The following is an 18,558-nucleotide window of genomic DNA, read 5'->3' as shown; positions in this document are numbered from 1 at the left end:
ACTACAAACCGCGCATGACCTTCGACCGTCGCACGTTGTTCAAGGCAGGCGCACTCGGCACGGCCGCGGCGCTGGTGCCCTCCGGCATCAGCCTCGCCAGGACGGACCGCCCGACCCTCACGCACGGCGTGCAGTCCGGCGACGTCACCTGGGACGCCGGCATCGTCTGGACCCGCGCGGACCGTCCCTCCCGGATGCTCGTCGAAGTGTCCAACGACCCGAACTTCCGCTTCTCCCGCCGCATCCGCGGTCCGTTGCTCACGCCGGAGACGGGTGGCACCGGGCAGGTCAGGGTGTCGGGCCTGCTGCCCGGCCGCACCGCGTACTACCGCGTCACCGCCGAGGACCTGCACGGCCGGACCTGCAGCGAGTCCGTCAGCGGCAGCTTCGGCACCGCCCCGATCGGCCGCGACGAGGTGCGGTTCGTGTGGTCCGGTGATGTCGCGGGCCAGGGCTGGGGCATCAACCCCGACATCGGCGGCATGCCGATCTTCAAGGCCATGGCCGACCGCCGGCCCGACTTCTTCATCCACAGCGGTGACAGCGTCTACTCCGACGGCCCGATGAAGGAGACCGTCGCGCTCCCGGACGGCCGGATCTGGCGCAACCTCGTCACGCCGGAGAAGACCAAGGTCGCCGAGACGCTCGACGAGTACCGCGGCCAGTTCGCCTACAACCTGCTCGACGAGAACCTCAGGCGCTTCGCCGCCCAGGTCCCGATGTTCGCGCAGTGGGACGACCACGAGGTCACCAACAACTGGTACCCCGGCGAGATCCTCGACCTCCCGCAGTACACCGAGAAGCGCGTGGACGTGTTGGCACAGCGCGCTTTCCAGGCGTTCCACGAGTGGATGCCGATCGATCAGCAGCGCGCTGTGGACGGTCGGGTGTACCGGAAGTTCTCCTACGGCCGCAACGTCGAGATCTTCGTGCTCGACATGCGCACCTACAAGGACAAGAACACCGCGCCGAAGGACAAGCCGGGCGTGATTCTCGGTGCGGCGCAAGCGAAGTGGCTCGTCACCGAACTCGCCCGCAGCACCGCCACGTGGAAGATCATCGCGGCGGACCTGCCGATCGGCCTCACCGTCCCGGACGGCACCGACATCGAGGGCGTCGCGAACGGCCTGCCGGGCGCGCCCAACGGCCGTGAGCACGAGATCGCGTGGGTGTTGCGGGAGCTCAAGAACCGGCGCGTCAAGAACACCGTGTGGCTCACCGCCGACGTCCACTACACCGCCGCGCACCACTACTCACCGGACCGCGCGGCCGTGGGCGACTTCGACCCGTTCTGGGAGTTCGTGTCCGGACCGCTGCACGCCGGTGCGTTCGGCCCGAACACGCTCGACCCGACGTTCGGCCCGAAGGCGGAGTTCGTGCACGCCCCACCCGCCGCCAACACCACGCCGCTGGACGGTTTCCAGCACTTCGGCGAGGTCAAGGCGGACCGCCACGAGCTCACGGTCTGGCTGCGCGACGCTACCGGTGCTTCGCTCTGGTCCAAAACGCTCAAGGCCGCCTGACGATCGCCGTAGGGTCGGTGCGTGCCCATCTCGTTCGACACCACCGGCTTCCGTCAACTCGGCCAGAACACCTGGCAGCACGCCAGCGGCGACCAGGCCGAGCTGACCTACTACGGCCTGGTCCCCGACCTGCCCGCCGGGCTGGACGACCTGCCCAAGCTCAGGCACGACCTCGCGCTGATCCACGGCGAGACCGGCTGCCTGATCGAGGCGCACGTCGTCCAGCTCGCCGGGGTGCCTGCGTTGCTGCGGATCGTCAAGATGCCGCTGCCGAACCAGCCGAACGGGCAGGTCTTCGTCTGCTCCTTCACGATCCCCAAGGCGAACTGCAGCGCGGTGTTGCAGCTCGGGGCGCTGGAAAGAGGCGTGACGGGCACGCGCGAGGCCGTGCTGGCGGCCGAGGTCGGGTTCCACAACTGGGTCAAGCCGCACCCGTACGCGCCCGAACTCCAAGGCGTGCTGCCGTTCCACGCGGGCGACGATCCCCGCCACGACGCGAGGTTCCCCGACCACCCGTTGTCGCGCGTGCGCGCGTGGGCGCATCACGTCGTGCGCACGGCACGAGTCGACCCTCAGTTCGCGTCGCTGCCGCCGTTCCAGGTCCAGGCACCACCGCCACCGGTCGCACCCGGCCAGACCCTGGTGACGGCCCTGCCCAGCCTGCCGGTCAAGGACTTCGTCGGCCTGCAGATCGGGGAGCAGACGACGTACTGGCGCATGACGGACCCGAAGCTGAAGGAAATGCTCGGCCTGGGCCTCATGGGCCGGTCACCGCTCGCGGACACCAGGTTCCGCGACATGCTCATGATCGACCTGGAGACCGGGGAAGCGATGATTCCCGACCGCTTCACCACCAACGGCCAGATGACCGCGCACAGCACGCGTCTGGTGCAGGTCACCCTGCCGGAAGCGGACGCCGAGCTCTCCGACGACGACGTCATGGACGCGTTCAAGTGGGCCGGCCGGATGACGGGCGCGGCGGCGGAACGCGGCGAGTACCTGTCGCTCGAACCGATCCAGAACCAGGGCGAGCAGGCGAACCCGCACGTTCTGCTGATCGTGCAGCAGCACGAAGGACAGCAGGTCGTCATCGCCCAGTTCTCGCCGCCACCGGTTGAAGGGCCGCTGGCGGGGTCGCCGAGCCGCAGCGCACCGGCCACCCCGGAGTCGGTCGAGGGCATCGGCGTGATCGCCGGAATGGCCGTCAACGAGTGGCGCTCACATCCGCTCCGGCTGGCGATCACCTACAAGCGTCCGGCCGGCTGATCGCAAATATTTGCAAGGCCCGACGTATTGTTTCCCGCTGATTGTCGTGGTTTCGTGCAGCAACCCTGCAAGAAGTTGCGACAAGGAGGTCGCGATGCGTCGGGTCGTCGCCGCGCTCGCTGCACTGGTTTTGCTCCCCCTGACACCGGTCCAGGCCGTTGCCGCACCACCGCAACGTCTGGCCGTGGGGGAGGTGATGGACATAGCGCCCGGTGTGCGCGACGGGGACGCGAAGCTCGCGTTGCCGCCCAAGCGCGACGACCTGCGGGGCGAGCGCTTCTACTTCGTGATGCCCGACCGGTTCGCGAACGGCGACCCCGGCAACGACCGAGGGCGGAGCAACAGCGCCGAGAACGGGTTCAACCCCGCTGACAAGGGCTTCTACCACGGCGGAGACCTCAAGGGCCTGCGCGGGAAGCTCGACTACCTCGACGGCATGGGCATCACGGCGATCTGGATGACGCCGATGTTCCTCAACCGCTGGGTGCAGGGCGACAGCGCCGGCTACCACGGCTACTGGACCGTCGACTACACCTTGCTCGACCCGCACTTCGGCACCACGCAGGAGATGCGCGACCTGATCAGGGACGCGCACCGGCGAGGCATCAAGGTGTTCTTCGACATCGTCGCGAACCACACCGCCGACGTGATCAAGTACGCCGAGAACAAGACGCAGTACGTCAGCACGGGCGCGCAGCCGTACCTGGACGCCGACGGCAAGCCGTTCGACATCGCGGACTACGCGGGCAAGAAGGACTTCCCGAAGCTCGACCCGAAGAAGTCCTTCCCGTACACGCCGGTCAAGGACGGGCCGACGAAGTTCCCGTTGTGGCTCAACGACACCACGCTCTACCACAACCGCGGCGACTCGACGTTCTCCGGCGAGTCGAGCGAGCAGGGCGACTTCTCCGGCCTCGACGACCTGATGACCGAGCACCCGCGTGTGGTCAACGGCATGAAGGACATCTTCACCAGCTGGATCGACACGCTCGACATCGACGGCTATCGCGTCGACACCGTCAAGCACGTCAACCTCGAGTTCTGGCAGGCGCTCGCGCCGCACGTGAAGCAGTACGCGAACCGCAAGGGCAAGAAGGACTTCTTCGTGTTCGGCGAGGTCTTCGACTCCTCGCCGGAGAACACCTCGAAGTACACGACCACCGGCAAGATGCAGGCCACGCTGGACTTCCCGTTCCAGAGCAGCGCGCTGAGCTTCCTGTCCGGCAAGGGTTCCCAGCGCCTCGGCGAGGTGCTGCTGGACGACGACCGCTACACGGACGCCGACTCCAACGCGTCCTCGCTGCCCACGTTCCTCGGCAACCACGACATGGGCCGCATCGCGTGGATGATCCGCAACGACCGGCCGGGCATCTCGGACGCCGAACTGCTGGAGCGGCTCAAGCTCGGAAACCAGCTGATGTACCTGTGGCGCGGCAACCCGGTCGTCTACTACGGCGACGAGCAGGGTTTCGCGGGCACCGGCGGCGACAAGCTGGCGCGCCAGGACATGTTCGCGTCCAAGACGCCGGAGTACATGGCGGAGCAGCTGGTCGGCTCCGGCCGCACCGGCGCGCAGGACAACTACAACACCTCGCACCCGCTGTACCAGCAGCTCAAGGCCCTGGCCGCCCAGGTGGACCGCGATCCGGTGTGGCGTGACGGCAACCAGGTCCTCCGCTACGCCGACGGTGACGTCTTCGCGTTCAGCCGGATCCTCGGCCGCGAGCACCTCGTCGTCGCCAACGCCGGTACGTCGCCCGCGACCGTGACCGTGCCGGTGTCTTCCACGGCTTTCGAGAACGCGCAGGTTCAGAACGGTCGCGTCACGGTGACCGTGCCCGCGCTGTCGTCGTTGGTGCTCAAGGGAACCAGCAACGTCACGGCGGTGAAGCCGGCGCCGGTGCTGGTCGCCCCGGCCCCGGGAACGGTGCTGGACAAGCGGGTCGAACTCCGTGCGGACGGCATCAGCGCGCCCAACGCGGCGGCCACGTTCGCCGCCCGCGTCGAAGGCACCGGTGACTGGACGGTGCTCGGCACCGACGACGCCGCTCCGTACCGGGTTTTCGCTGACCTGTCGGCACTTCCGGGTGCGGCGGCCGGCAGGCGCGTCGAGCTGCGGGTCGTCGCGAAGTCGGGGGAGATCGGCGCGGACGGCGCGTTCGTGAACCTCGTGGCCGCGCCGCCGGTCCCGGACCCCGGCACGAAGAACCCGGACTGGCTGGTCGTGCACTACGCACGCGACAACTACGACGGCTGGGGCCTGCACGCCTGGGGCGACATCGAGACGCCGGTCGACTGGAACGCGCCGCTGCCGTTCGCGGGCGAGGACGGCTACGGGCGGTTCGCGTGGATCAAGCTGAAGCCGGGCGCGAAGTCGGTCGGGATCATCGCGCACAAGGGCGATGAGAAGGACACGTCGGTCGACCGGTTCGTCGACCCGAGCGTGACGCCCGAGGTGTGGCTGAAGCAGGGCGATGTGGCCGTGCACCCGTCCGAGCAGGCAGCCACCGGCAAGGCCGTCGTGCACTACGTCGGTGACACGACCGGGGCGGTCGTCCGCGTTGCCGGACGGGCTGACGTGCCGTTCACCAACGGGATTGCCGAACTGCCGCCGACCACGGACTTCTCCGTCGTGCGCGGCACGACCGTGGAGGCGTCCGGCAAGTTCACGAGTGGCCACTCGTGGGTCGCTGGCGGGAAGGTGCACGCTACGAAGGCCGCCGCCGAGAACCGGGCGGTGATCCACTACAACCGCGCGGACGGCGACTACACCGACTGGACGATGTACCACTGGACGGGGTCGGCGGAGCCGTCGCCGGGCTGGAACCAGTCGCGGGTGCCGGACGGCCGGGACGCGTATGGCGTCTACTGGTCGGTGCCGCTCGCCGCCGGTGCCGCGGGGCTGAGTTACCTCATCCACCGCGGTGACACCAAGGACCCCGGCCCCGACCAGTTCCTCGACCTGGGGCAGAAGGGGAACGAGGTGTGGCAGTTGCAGGGCAACGAGACCTACCTGCTGCCGTCGAACGCCGGCCCGGCCGCCGATGACGACCTGACCAAGGCCAAGGCGATCTGGATCTCGAAGGACAAAGTCGTCTGGGACGTGCCTTCGGTGCAGTCCGACGGTTACCGGCTCGAATACGGCTCACGGGTGCTGCGGCTGTCGCCGACGACCGAAGAGGTGCCTGCACAGTTCCCGCACCTTCGCGGAAAGCCGGTGTTCGCCGTGCGCGGGTTCGTCGACGAAGCGTTGCGGGACAAGCTTTCCGCCGTGCACGTCGACGCGGGCGGGGCGATCCGGCACCGCACGAGCGTGCAGATCGCGGGCGTGCTGGACGACCGGTTCGCCGCTGCGGCAACGAAACTGACGTTCGGGCCGACGTTCGACCACGACCGCGCGTCGATCCGGTTGTGGGCGCCGACCGCCCGGAACGTGAAGCTGCGCCTGTTCGACCAACCGACCGGCGAGCCGGTGAAGACCGTGCAGCTCAAGCGGGACGACGCGTCGGGCGCGTGGTCCGGTGCGGGCAACTGGAAGAACAAGTACTACCAGTTCGAGGTCACCAACTGGCAGCGCACGGTCGTGGTCACCGACCCGTACTCGGTCGCGTTGTCGGTGAACTCGACGCACTCGCAGTTCGCCGACCTCAAGGACGCCAGGTCCATGCCTGCCGGTTGGTCGAAGGACGTCGCTCGCGGGATGGGCGGCGCGATCACCGAACTGCACGTGCGGGACTTCTCGATCAACGACCAGTCCGTCCCGGAGGAGGAACGCGGCACGTACAAGGCGTTCACGCACTCCGGCTCCGTGGGCATGAAGCACCTCAAGACGCTGGCCGCGGCGGGCATGGACACCGTGCACCTGCTGCCGACGTTCGACATCGCGACGATCCCCGAGAAGCGCTCCGACCAGGCCACTCCGGCCTGCGATCTGCCTTCGCTGACGCCGGATTCGGACCAGCAACAGGCCTGCGTCGGTGCGGTCGCGGGTCGTGATGGCTTCAACTGGGGTTACGACCCGTTCCACTACGACGTGCCCGAGGGCTCTTACGCCACAGCCGACGCGCAGAACGGCTGGGCTCGCTCGAAGCAGTACCGCGAGATGGTGAAGTCGTTGCACGACAACGGCAACCGCGTGGTGGTGGACGTGGTCTACAACCACACGGCCGCGTTCGGCGACGCACCGACGTCGGTGCTCGACAAGGTCGTGCCCGGCTACTACCAGCGGCTCAACCTCGACGGCTCGGTCGCGAACTCCACGTGCTGCGCGAACACCGCGACCGAGAACGCCATGATGGGCAAGCTCGTCGTGGACTCCGTGGTGCGCTGGGCGCGCAACTACAAGGTCGACGGGTTCCGGTTCGACCTGATGGGCCACCACCCGAAGGCGAACATCCTCGCGGTGCGGGCGGCTCTGGACGCGCTGACCGTGCAGAAGGACGGTGTGGACGGGCGCAGGATCGGCGTCTACGGCGAGGGCTGGGACTTCGGCGAGGTCGCCGGCAACGCCCGGTTCGAGCAGGCGACCCAGGCCAACATGGCCGGTACCGGGATCGGGACGTTCAGCGACCGGCTGCGCGATGCCGTGCGCGGCGGCGGGCCGTTCGACGACGACCCGCGCGTGCAGGGCCTCGGTTCCGGACTGGCCGGAGACGTGAACTCGTCGCCCGCCAACGGTGATGTCGCCGCACGGCTGGAGAACTACAGCGACCTGGTGAAGCTCGGCATGGCCGGCAACATGGCCTCGTACCGCTTCCAGTCGACCGCCGGGCCCGTGGTTTCCGGTCGTGACGTGAAGTACAACGGGTCTGCTGCCGGGTACACCGGTCAGCCGTTGGAGGCGGTCACGTACGTCGACGCGCACGACAACGAGACGTTGTTCGACGCGTTGACCTACAAGCTGAAGCCTTCGACGTCCGCTGCGGATCGGGTGAAGATGCAGACCGTCGCGCTGGCGCCGGTGCTGCTCGGGCAGGGCAGGCCGTTCGTGCATGCGGGCACCGAGTTCCTGCGCTCGAAGTCGTTGGACCGCAACAGCTACGACTCGGGTGACTGGTTCAACTCCTACGACCCGTCGTTGCGCGACAACGGTTTCGGTCGCGGGTTGCCGCCCAAGGCCGACAACGAGTCGAAGTGGCCGTACGCGAAGCCGTTGCTGGCCGGGCCGAAACCGTCTTCGGCGGACATGAAGGCCTCGCTGGACGCGACTCTGGAACTGCTGCGGATCCGCAAGTCGTCGCCGTTGTTCTCTCTTGGGTCGGCTGATCTGGTGCAGCAGAAGGTGTCGTTCCCGGCTGCGGCGTCCGGTGTGATCGTCATGTACGTCGACGACACGGTCGGTCCCGACGTGGACCCGGCCCGACGCGGACTGCTCGTGGTGATCAACCCGTACCCGACCGACCAGGCCGTTGCCCTGCCCGTCGGCGACTGGAAGCCGCTGACCAGCGAGAAGAAGGCGGGAGCCGCGCGGTCGGTCGTCGTGCTGGAGCGATAGTCCCGCTCAGAAATAGTTTTGTTCGAGAACAGTTTGGTACCGTAGTACTCATGGGTGCGACGGGGTGTACTGACCTGATGATGCTGCTGCATCGGACGGGGCATGCGCTGGAGACCGAGCTGACGGCGCGGCTCGCGGAGATCGGACTGACTCCGCGAGCCCGCTGCGTGTTGTCCAGCGCGTTGGACGCGGGCCTCACGCAGACCGAGATCGCCGACCTGATCAGCATCGACAAGACGACCATGGTCGTGACCATGGACGCGCTCGAATCCGCTGGTTACGCCGAGCGCCGGCCGTCGCCGACGGACCGCCGTGCCCGCGTCGTGGTCGTGACCGAGTCGGGCCGCGAGATCGTGGCGAAGGCCGACGACCTGTACGAGGAGATCGTCGGCAGCGTGCTGGGCTCGTTGCCGGACGACGAGCGAAACGGCCTGGTGGGCGGCCTGACGCGGCTGATGGAAGGCCGGTTGAGCACGCCCATGCCGTGCGAGAAGCCGCCGCGCAAACGTGCTCTGCGTCATGCCGTTGGGTAAGAGATAGTCCCGTACAAAACTATCTGTTACGGTTCCTCTTATGAACTCAGGGGGACCGAAGACGGATTCGCGCTGGCTCGCGCTGATCGTGCTGTGCGCAGGGATGTTGATGATCGTGCTGGACCAGACGATCGTGAACGTCGCGCTGCCCGCGATCGAAGAAGACCTCAAGTTCGGCCAGGCCGGTCTGGCCTGGGTCGTGAACGCGTACCTGATCGCCTACGGCGGTCTGCTGCTGCTCGCTGGGCGTCTGGGTGACCTGATCGGACACAAGAAGGTGTTCCTGATCGGCCTCGGCGTCTTCACCGTCGCCTCGCTGCTGTGCGGCGTGTCGTTCAGCAGCGAGATGCTGATCGTTTCTCGTTTCGTCCAGGGTGCCGGTGGCGCGCTGGCCACGTCGGTGACGCTGGGCATGGTCGTGACGATGTTCCCGAAGCCGGAGGAGCAGCGGCGCGCCATCGGCGTGTTCAGCTTCGTGGCGGCGGCGGGCGCGTCCATCGGCCTGTTGCTCGGCGGCGTGCTGACCGACGCCATGTCGTGGCACTGGATCTTCTTCGTGAACATCCCGATCGGCATCGTCGCGGCGGTGGCCGCCGTCCGGCTGGTGCCTTCCTCGGTCGGCCTCGGCCTGCGCGAGGGTGCGGACGTGCTGGGCGCGTTGCTGATCGTCGCCGCGGTGATGCTCGGCGTGTACACGATCGTCAAGGCGGAGCACTACGGCTTCGGCTCCGCGCACACCCTTCTGTTGGGCGCCGTCGCGTTGGCGTTGCTGGCGGGATTCGTTGTGCGCCAACGCACCGCCGCGAAGCCGTTGCTGCCGTTGCGGGTGTTCAGGTCGCGCAACGTGACGGGTGCGAACCTCGTGCAGATCTCGATGGTCGCCGGCATGTTCGGACTGTTCTTCCTCGGCACGCTCTACATGCAGCTGGTGCTGCAGTACACGCCGTTGCAGATCGGCCTGGCGTTCATGCCGGTCGCCGGCGCGATCGCGGTGTTCTCCGTGTCGTTGTCGGCACGCCTGAACACCCGGTTCGGCGAGCGGAACATGCTGATCGTGGGCCTGCTGTTCATGCTGGTGGGCATGGTGGTGTTCACGCAGGTGCCGGTCGACGGCTCGTACTTCGCGGACATCCTGCCCGCGGTGGCGCCGCTCGGCATCGGCCTGGGCCTGTCGTTCCCGGCGCTGATGACGCTGGCCATGTCCGGCGCCTCGCCCGACGAGGCCGGCCTGGCCTCGGGCCTGGTGAACACGACCGCGCAGGTGGGCGGTGCGCTCGGGCTCGCGGTCCTGGCCACCACCTCGACCACGTACACGTCGTCGCTGGTGGCGTCCGGTGTGGGGCGGTTGGAGGCGCTGACCTCCGGCTTCCACCTGGCGTTCTGGATCTCCGCGGTGCTCGTGGCGGTGGCGCTGGGGCTGGCGGTGTTCGTGCTGCGGCAGGTCACTGTCGTCCGGGACGGTCAGCCTGTGCTGGTGCATTAGTGGGTTGTTGGCGCTCGGTGCGGGACTTTCGCGCTCCCGTGCCGAGTGCCGGCGTATCCGCGCCGAGCACTGGCGGTCCCGGCGTCGAGCACTGGCGGTCCTGCGTCGGGCACTGGCGTATCCGGGGTCACAGCCCTGCTTAAGCGGGCGGGGTGTGCGCGGTTACGCTTGTCGGCACTTCCCGTGTTTTGACCTGTTTGAGGAGTCACACCGTCGTGTCCGAGCGCACCCTGGTTCTGGTTAAGCCCGATGGCGTTGAGCGTGGTCTTGTTGGCGAGGTGATCGCCCGGATCGAGCGCAAGGGGCTCAAGCTCGCCGCCCTGGAGCTGCGGACGGCGGATCGCGCCACCGCTGAGCAGCACTACGCGGAGCACGATGGCAAGTCGTTCTACAACGACCTGGTCGACTTCATCACCGGTGGGCCGTTGGTGGCGCTGGTGGTCGAGGGCACTCGGGCGATTCCCGCGTTCCGTCAGCTGGCCGGTGGGACCGACCCGGTGGAGAAGGCGACTCCGGGGACGATTCGCGGGGACTTCGGGCTGGAGGTCCAGTACAACCTGGTGCACGGGTCGGACTCGGCGGAGTCGGCTGAGCGCGAGATCAAGATCTGGTTCCCGAACCTCTGAGGTTTTCGGTTCTTTTCGATCTTGTCGGGGCCTCTGAGCAGGTTGAGATGTAGGGGTTCCGAGTTCGGGGGGACGCTTGCGGGAGCGTGCATATGCGCGTGTTTTCCGTAGCGTCCCCCTGTTTCGTTGGCGGGTTCCTGTTGCGTGCTTCCCCTGGGGGACTCGGTCCCCCAGCCCCCCTGCCAATCTGATCAGGGGGGACCCCACCCGGAGCGCATGCGAAAAGCAGCTCGCCTACGGCGTCGCCTTCGCCGTTGCGATCAACCCGTCCGGCGTGGACTGCTTCCCAGGCCGCCGGGGGTGGAGCCGTTGAGGATCGTGTCCTTCGGGTAGCCGAGCGGCAGGTACATGTCCACGGAGTCCCAGCGTTCGTTGCCCACGGCGATTGCGTTGGGCATGCGGCCGTATTCGCGGAAGCCGATGCTCTCGTAGAGCTCGATTGCGCCGTGGTTGTTGCCGCGTGTGCCGAGCATGACGATTTCGATGCCCGCCTCTCGCGCGCGGTCCACCAGGCCCTGCACCACCCGTTTGCCCAGGCCCAGGCCGCGTGCTGAGGGGTGGGCCATGACCTGCTGGATTTCGGCGCGGTGTTGGAAGACGGCGGTGCTGCCGCGTCGCCACAGGCCTACTGCTTGGACGGTGCCGTCTACGGAGGCGGTGGCGAAGGCGGCGTCGTTGTCGCGGACCTGTTTGAGGACGCCGTCCAGCCAGAGGGAGATGCGGTCGAAGGTGGGGGGCTCGTGGTAGCCGACGGCGCCGCCTGCTGCCACCACGTCGTGTACGACGGTGTGGATCTCGGTGCGCAGCTGGTCGGTGGCTTCGGACAGCCATCGCAGTTCGATCTCTGGCATGGGGCGATCGTAATTGCGTCGAGAATTGTCGGACCTGGTCGTTAACGTGGGCTGTGTGGAGAACCTCGTCGAGGCCAAGGCGCTGACCAAGCATTTTGGGACGTTCGAGGCCGTGCGCGGCGTCGACGTCGAGGTGCGCAAGGGGGAGGCGTTCGGGTTTCTGGGGCCCAATGGGGCGGGGAAGTCGTCGACCATGCGGATGATCTCGTGTGTCTCCGGGCGCACTGGTGGGGAACTGAAGGTCCTCGGGATGGATCCGGACGTCGACGGGCCGAAGATTCGGGCTCGGCTGGGGGTGGTGCCGCAGCTGGACAACTTGGACACGGAGTTGACGGTTCGGCAGAACCTGCAGATTTACGGCAGGTACTTCGGGATGTCGCGGCAGAAGTGTCGGGAGAAGGCTGCGGAGTTGCTGGAGTTCGCGCAGCTCTCGGACCGGGCGGATCACGAGGTCGAGCCGCTCAGCGGTGGGATGAAGCGGCGGCTGACGATTGCTCGGTCGTTGGTCAACGATCCGGAGTTGCTGCTGTTGGACGAGCCGACCACCGGGTTGGATCCGCAGGCTCGGCATCTGTTGTGGGACAGGCTGTTCCGGTTGAAGCAGGACGGGGTCACGCTCATCATCACGACCCATTACATGGACGAGGCCGAGCAACTCTGCGATCGGCTCGTGGTGATGGATGGCGGGCGGATCGCGGCTGAGGGGTCGCCCAGCGAGTTGATCGGGCGGTACTCGACCAGGGAGGTGCTGGAGTTGCGGTTCCAGCCGGGGGCCGAGAAGCCGGATCTCGAGCGGTTCGCCGAGCGGGTCGAGGTGTTGCCGGATCGGTTGTTGCTTTACACGCAGGATGGCGAGCACACGCTGGCGAAGGTGCACGAGCACGGCGTGCGGCCGGTGCAGAGCCTTGTTCGGCGCAGTTCGCTGGAGGACGTGTTCCTGAGGCTCACGGGTCGGACGTTGGTGGACTGATGCACACGCTCAGGGGGTCCTGGTTCACCTTCGAGAAGTTCTGGACGTGGTACCGGCGCAACTGGCGGGCCACGGTGGTGTCGAGTTTCTTGACGCCGCTGTTGTTCCTGGTGGCGCTCGGGTTCGGGTTCGGGTCCCAGGTGCGGTCGACGGCGCTGATCGGTGGCGTGTCGTACCTCGAGTACCTCGCGCCCGCGTTGGTCGTGGTCACGGCCATCCAGGGGGCCACGTTCGATTCGACCTACCCGATCCTGTCGCAGTTCATGTGGCAGAAGTCCTTCATCGCGATGGTGGCCACGCCGATCACCCCGGCGCAGGTGCTCTACGGGCAGATGATGTGGGTCGGGTCGCAGCTGGCCGTGCGGTCGACGGTGTTCGTGATCATCGCGGCGGTCCTCGGCGCGGCCGCCGGGCCAGGGATTTTGTTGTCCGTCGTGTTCGCGACGTTGGCGGCGCTGGCGTTCAGTGCGCCGTTGGTGGCCTACAGCGCCACGTTGGAGAAGCCGGACGGCTTCACCACGATCTTCCGGTTCGTGCTGATGCCGATGACGTTGTTCACCGGCGCGTTCTTCCCGGTCAGCCAACTGCCGGACTGGTTGTTGCCGCTGGTGTGGCTGACCCCGGCGTGGCACGGGATCGAGCTCGCCAGGGGGACGACGTTCGGCACCATCGACCTCTTACCGGCGCTGGGGCACATCGCGTATCTCGTCGCGCTGACGGCCGGCGGCATCGCGCTCGGCGTGAAGTTCTTCCACCGGAGGCTGGCGGTATGACGCAGACCCTCGATCGAGAGAAGGCCGCGCCCGCGAGCGTCGGGTTGTTGTGGCGGGTGATCCCGCCCGGGCTCTACGGCCGGAAGGCGAGCATGCTCGTCGAACGGGCGGCGCTCGTGAACCGGCGCGCGTGGTTCGTGCTGGTCGGCGGGGCGTTCGAGCCCTTGTTGTTCCTGTGGTCGCTGGGGCTCGGGTTCGGGCAGATGGTGAGCTCGGTGGCCGGGCCGGACGGGCAGCCGATCGGTTACGCGGCGTTCGTGGCGCCGGCGTTGCTGGCGGCGTCCGCGATGAACGGGGCCGTGTACGACGCGACGTTCAACGTGTTCTTCAAGTTCAAGTACGTGAAGCTGTACGACTCGATGCTCACGACGCCGATGGGGCCGATGGACATCGCGATCGGCGAGATCGCCTGGGCGCTCCTGCGGGGCGGGCTGTACTCGGCCGGGTTCCTCGCGGTGATGCTCGGGATGGGGCTGATCGTCTCGCCGTGGGCGTTGCTCGCGTTGCCGGTGGCGCTGCTCGTGGCGTTCGCGTTCGCGGCGGTGGGCATGGCGGCGACGACGTTCATGCGGTCCTGGCAGGACTTCGACCTGGTACAGCTCGCGGTGTTGCCGCTGTTCCTGTTCTCGACGACGTTCTACCCGCTGTCGGTCTACCCGGGCTGGTTGCAGGTGGTGGTCAGCTGGACGCCGCTCTACCACGCGATCGAGCTCATGCGCGGGCTCACGCTGGGTGTGGTCGGCTGGGGGATGCTCGGTCACGTCGCCTATTTCGCGGTCATGGCCGTTGTGGGAACGGTGGTGGCGGCGCGGCGCCTGGGGAAGTTGTTGCTGGACTGACCGCGATTCGGCGTCACCACCGCACGGCGTTACTCTGGTCGTGTGAGTGTCGAGTCTGTTTTCCCCAGGTTGGAGCCTCTGCTGCCGCGGATCTCCAAGCCGGTGCAGTACGTCGGCGGGGAGCTCAACGCGACCGTCAAGGACTGGGACGCGGCGTCCGTGCGCTGGGCTTTGATGTATCCCGACGCGTACGAGGTCGGCCTGCCCAACCAGGGCGTCATGATCCTCTACGAAATCCTCAACGAGCTGCCGGACGTGCTCGCCGAGCGCACCTACGCCGTGTGGCCGGACCTCGAGGCGCTCATGCGTGAGCACGAGGTTCCGCAGTTCACGGTGGACGCGCACCGGCCCGTCAAGGCGTTCGACCTGTTCGGCATCAGCTTCGCCACGGAGCTGGGCTACACGAACATGCTCACGGCGCTGGACCTCGCGGGCATCCCGCTGCACGCGGCGGACCGCACCGAGGACCACCCGATCGTGGTGGCCGGCGGGCACGCGGCGTTCAACCCGGAGCCCATCGCGGACTTCGTGGACGCGGCGGTGCTCGGCGACGGTGAAGAGGCCGTCCTCGAGATCACCGAGATCGTGAAGGCCTGGAAGGCCGAGGGCTGCCCCGGTGGCCGCGACGAGGTGCTGACCAGGCTCGCCGAGACCGGTGGCGTGTACATCCCGCGCTTCTACGACGTGGAGTACCTGCCGGACGGCCGCATCCAGCGCGTCGTGCCGAACCGCGACCGGGTGCCGTACCGCGTGTTCAAGCGGACCACGATGGACCTCGACGCGTGGCCGTACCCGAAGCAGCCGCTGGTGCCGCTCGCCGAGAGCGTGCACGAGCGGATGAGCGTCGAGATCTTCCGCGGCTGCACCCGCGGCTGCCGGTTCTGCCAGGCGGGCATGATCACCCGGCCGGTGCGCGAGCGGTCGATCGAGGGCATCGGCGCGATGGTCCAGAAGGGACTGGAGGCGACCGGCTTCGAAGAGGTCGGGTTGCTCAGCCTGTCCAGTGCGGACCACAGCGAGATCGCGGAGATCACCAAGGGTCTCGCGGACCGCTACGAGGGCACGAACACGGGCCTGAGCCTGCCCAGCACACGCGTCGACGCGTTCAACATCGATCTCGCGAACGAGTTGTCCCGCAACGGAAGGCGCTCGGGTCTCACCTTCGCGCCCGAGGGCGGCAGCGAGCGGATGCGGCGCGTCATCAACAAGATGGTGTCCGAAGAGGACCTCATCCGGACGGTGTCGGCCGCGTTCTCCAACGGCTGGCGGCAGGTGAAGCTGTACTTCATGTGCGGCCTGCCGACGGAGGAGGACGAGGACGTCCTGCAGATCGCGGAGATGGCGAAGAACGTCATCCGCGCGGGCCGGCAGGCGAGCGGCCGCAACGACGTCCGCTGCACCATCTCGATCGGCGGGTTCGTGCCCAAGCCGCACACGCCCTTCCAGTGGGCCCCGCAGTGCGACCCGGACACGGTGGACGACCGGCTGCGCAAGCTCCGCGAGGCCGTGAACAGCGACCGCAGCCTCGGCCGCAACATCGGCATGCGCTACCACGACGGCAAGCCGAGCCTGATCGAAGGCCTGCTCAGCCGGGGTGACCGGCGCATCGGCAAGGTCATCGAGGCGGTGTGGCGCGACGGTGGCCGGTTCGACGGCTGGAGCGAGCACTTCTCCTACGACCGCTGGACCGCCAAGGCCGCGGAGGCGCTGGAACCGCTCGGCGTCGACCTCGCCTGGTTCACCACCCGCGAGCGCGAGGAGCTGGAGGTCCTGCCCTGGGACCACCTCGACTCCGGGCTCGACAAGGAATGGCTCTGGGCCGACTGGCAGGACGCGCTGGACGAGCGCGAGCAGGACGACTGCCGCTGGACCCCGTGCTTCGACTGCGGTGTCTGCCCTGCGATGGGCACGGACATCGAGGTCGGGCCCACCGGTCGCAAGCTGCTGCCGATCTCCCCGGTCGGTATCGGCTCGCCGGTGCAGAACCCCGCGCTCACGCCGTGACGGCTGCCAGCCCGCCCACCCGTCCCGCCGCTGTGGCGGTGACGGTGGCGGGCTGGCCGAGCGAGTCACCCATGTCGACGGCGATGTCCGCGGTCAGGTAGGCCGCGAGACACGCCGTGCTGTTGGCGTTGGCGACGTCCTCGGGCACGCCGATGGACGGGGCGAACATCCGCGCCACGTACCGGTCCGGCCCTGAGCTGTAGGCGTAGCACCCCAGCAGCCCGAGCTCGTCGGTCACTTCGCGCAGCAGGTCCAGGTCCGGGGTCAACGCCGCAAGGGCGTCGGCCGACGGCACCTCCACGAGCATCCGCGGACGTCCCAGCGTCGCGATCACACCCTTGCCTTCAGTGCCCAGAGCACGAAGGACCGCCTCCTGCTCGGCCGTGCGCGCCGCGCGCACCTGTACGGGTCCGGGGTCGAAGAAGGCCTCGACACCGTGCGGGGTCCGCACCGCGGTTCCGGCGAACGGGCGGCTTCCGGCGCGGAGGATGAACTCGGTCTGCCCGTCGGCGGCGAGCACGGCGAGAGCGGCGACCGTGCCGTGGCCGCAGCCCGGCAGTTCACCCTCCGAGGTGAAGAACCTCAGCGCGTTGCCCGGTCCGATGAACACGGCGTGCGAGGTCCCGTACCGCGTGGGCAGCGCCTGGCGTTCGGCGTCGGTGAAATCGCCGTCCGGCACGACCGTGGTCGGGCTACCACCGCGACCGTCGCGCAGACAGGCGTTGACGATCACTTGGTGACGGCGGCGAGCGCGTCCACGAGACCGTGGCCGTAGAAGGAGTTGTACTCGGAGTAGCCCGTGCAGAACGCGTCCTGCACACCGGTCCCGTTGAGGTCGTAGTCACCGGGACACGGCAGGGTCGCCGCCTGGGCGTTCAGCATGCGTCCCAGCGACACCGCGTCCGTGTTCGGATGCACCGACGCGATCAACGCCGCCACCCCGGCCACGTGCGGTGTCGCCATCGAGGTGCCGCACGAGTAGTCGTAGCCGGACGGCACGGTGGAGAGCACACAACCCGTGGGTGTGCGCGTGTCACCACCCGGCGCCGTCACGTCGATCGCGCCCAGCCCGTACGAGCTGTACCCGGCCTTGGTCCCCGTCGAGTCGACGGCCGACACGCCGACCACGTTCTTGAGCTGCGCCGGCAGCACCACGCAGGTCGAGTCGACCGGACGGGTCTGCGCGTCACCGTTCGTCGGCGACATCGAGTCACGCCCTGGGCGGGACAGGTCCGCCCCGGCGTTTCCGGCGGCGGCGACGGTCAGCACGTTGCGAGAGGTGGCGTAGTCAACGGCCCGACGCACGGCCTCGTAGATCACGCGCTGACCGGGCTCGCTCTGGCACGTGAACAGGTACGGGTCGATGAAGTAGCTGTTGTTGGTGATGGTCATGCCCTGCGCGGCGGCCCACATGAAGCCGCACACCGCGTACTCGGGGTAGATGAAGCCGTCGTCGTCGACGACTTTCACGGACGCGATGCGCACGCCCGGTGCGACGCCCGTGGTGCCACGACCGTCGTCCGCCGCGGCGATGGTGCCGGCGGCGTGGGTGCCGTGCGCGGAGGTCGTCGGGATCCACGCGGAAGGTGACGTGTCGGGCCTACCGGTCAGACACCCCGCGGACAGTTCGGGTGCCAGTGCCTGGGCCAGGTCGGGGTGGTGCGCGTCGACGCCGGAGTCCAGCACGCCCACGACCACGGACTTGGAGCCCGTCGTGACCTCGTGCGCGGCCGGGGCCTTGATGAGATCCATGTCCCACTGCTCGCTGGAACGCACCCCGGACGGCCGGAACAGCTCGGTGTCGTCCTTCTTGCGCTTCACCGACCGCTTGGCGATGCTCTCGGCCTGGGCGCTGTAGGCGCGCTGCGGGCCGATCAGCTTGAGGAACGACGGGTCCGGCGACGTGGCCACCGCGACCCCGATCTCGGGGTAGTAGACCGTCGTGGTGCCGCACGCGCCGGTGATCTCCGCGTTCGCGACCTCAGGGGTCGTGAGCTGCGAGAACACCACCAGGTACCGCAGCAGGGGACCCGGCTGCATGCAGGTGGAGATGTTCGGTTCCGCACCTGCGGGCAGGGACACCGCCAGACACCCGGCCGCGAGCATGGCGGACATCGCCACTGCCCGTGCACGGTGGAGCAGAGGCACCAGGGACCTCCAGGTTGGCAAGGTGTCCAGTCAGCCGGACCGTAGCCA

The 18,558-nt window shown here is 68.0% G+C and carries 13 protein-coding genes; 10 read left to right on the top strand and 3 right to left on the bottom strand.

The window, feature by feature from the left end; translation table 11 throughout:
• Window positions 1–14 precede the first annotated feature (14 nt).
• From B0F77_RS36575 to ndk, 6 genes are all read left to right on the top strand, one after another.
• Window positions 15–1,523: an alkaline phosphatase D family protein gene (locus B0F77_RS36575; RefSeq protein ID WP_086667619.1), complete on the top strand. Its 1,509-nt coding sequence runs from the start codon at window positions 15–17 to the stop codon at window positions 1,521–1,523.
• 21 nt (window positions 1,524–1,544) lie between these two features.
• Complete coding sequence (locus B0F77_RS49310) at window positions 1,545–2,789, top strand: hypothetical protein (RefSeq protein ID WP_211294214.1); 1,245 nt, start codon at window positions 1,545–1,547, stop codon at window positions 2,787–2,789.
• A gap of 94 nt (window positions 2,790–2,883) precedes the next feature.
• Complete coding sequence (pulA, locus tag B0F77_RS36565; protein WP_086667618.1) at window positions 2,884–8,283, top strand: pullulanase-type alpha-1,6-glucosidase; 5,400 nt, start codon at window positions 2,884–2,886, stop codon at window positions 8,281–8,283.
• A gap of 50 nt (window positions 8,284–8,333) precedes the next feature.
• Window positions 8,334–8,816, top strand: a complete 483-nt coding sequence (locus B0F77_RS36560; RefSeq protein WP_211294213.1) for a MarR family winged helix-turn-helix transcriptional regulator — start codon at window positions 8,334–8,336, stop codon at window positions 8,814–8,816.
• A gap of 40 nt (window positions 8,817–8,856) precedes the next feature.
• Window positions 8,857–10,299, top strand: a complete 1,443-nt coding sequence (locus B0F77_RS36555) for a DHA2 family efflux MFS transporter permease subunit (protein WP_086667616.1) — start codon at window positions 8,857–8,859, stop codon at window positions 10,297–10,299.
• A gap of 215 nt (window positions 10,300–10,514) precedes the next feature.
• Entirely contained in the window at window positions 10,515–10,925 is a 411-nt protein-coding gene (ndk, locus tag B0F77_RS36550; RefSeq protein WP_045316836.1) for a nucleoside-diphosphate kinase, read from the top strand.
• A gap of 260 nt (window positions 10,926–11,185) precedes the next feature.
• Here ndk and B0F77_RS36545 read toward each other — a convergent pair whose 3' ends face one another.
• Window positions 11,186–11,776 (bottom strand): GNAT family N-acetyltransferase, encoded by a 591-nt coding sequence (locus B0F77_RS36545; protein WP_086667615.1) that lies wholly within the window; start codon window positions 11,774–11,776, stop codon window positions 11,186–11,188.
• A gap of 55 nt (window positions 11,777–11,831) precedes the next feature.
• Between B0F77_RS36545 and B0F77_RS36540 the strand changes: the two genes are divergently transcribed.
• From B0F77_RS36540 to B0F77_RS36525, 4 genes are read left to right on the top strand one after another with little or no spacing between them, the layout of a single operon-like run.
• Window positions 11,832–12,746: an ABC transporter ATP-binding protein gene (locus tag B0F77_RS36540; RefSeq protein ID WP_245849119.1), complete on the top strand. Its 915-nt coding sequence runs from the start codon at window positions 11,832–11,834 to the stop codon at window positions 12,744–12,746.
• Window positions 12,746–13,519, top strand: a complete 774-nt coding sequence (locus B0F77_RS36535) for an ABC transporter permease (RefSeq protein ID WP_086667613.1) — start codon at window positions 12,746–12,748, stop codon at window positions 13,517–13,519. The genes B0F77_RS36540 and B0F77_RS36535 overlap by 1 nt, the downstream gene beginning before the upstream one ends.
• On the top strand, window positions 13,516–14,358 hold the full coding sequence (locus B0F77_RS36530; RefSeq protein WP_086667612.1) for an ABC transporter permease: 843 nt from the start codon (window positions 13,516–13,518) through the stop codon (window positions 14,356–14,358). Before B0F77_RS36535 ends, B0F77_RS36530 begins: the two co-directional genes overlap by 4 nt.
• Before the next feature lie 42 nt (window positions 14,359–14,400).
• Window positions 14,401–16,362, top strand: a complete 1,962-nt coding sequence (locus B0F77_RS36525) for a TIGR03960 family B12-binding radical SAM protein (protein ID WP_086667611.1) — start codon at window positions 14,401–14,403, stop codon at window positions 16,360–16,362.
• Here the strand turns inward: B0F77_RS36525 and B0F77_RS36520 are convergent.
• A complete protein-coding gene (locus tag B0F77_RS36520) occupies window positions 16,352–17,095 on the bottom strand; it encodes a PhzF family phenazine biosynthesis protein (protein WP_086667610.1) in 744 nt (247 codons plus the stop codon). The genes B0F77_RS36525 and B0F77_RS36520 overlap by 11 nt on opposite strands.
• A complete protein-coding gene (locus B0F77_RS36515; protein WP_245849117.1) occupies window positions 17,092–18,510 on the bottom strand; it encodes a S8 family peptidase in 1,419 nt (472 codons plus the stop codon). The genes B0F77_RS36520 and B0F77_RS36515 overlap by 4 nt, the downstream gene beginning before the upstream one ends.
• Between the last annotated feature and the right edge of the window lie 48 nt (window positions 18,511–18,558).

The sequence above is a fragment of the Lentzea kentuckyensis genome (assembly GCF_002150765.1).
In the GTDB taxonomy this organism is placed as follows: Bacteria; Actinomycetota; Actinomycetes; order Mycobacteriales; family Pseudonocardiaceae; genus Lentzea; species Lentzea kentuckyensis.
Note: the sequence above shows the minus strand (reverse complement) of the source record. Positions and strands in the feature narration are given on the sequence as shown.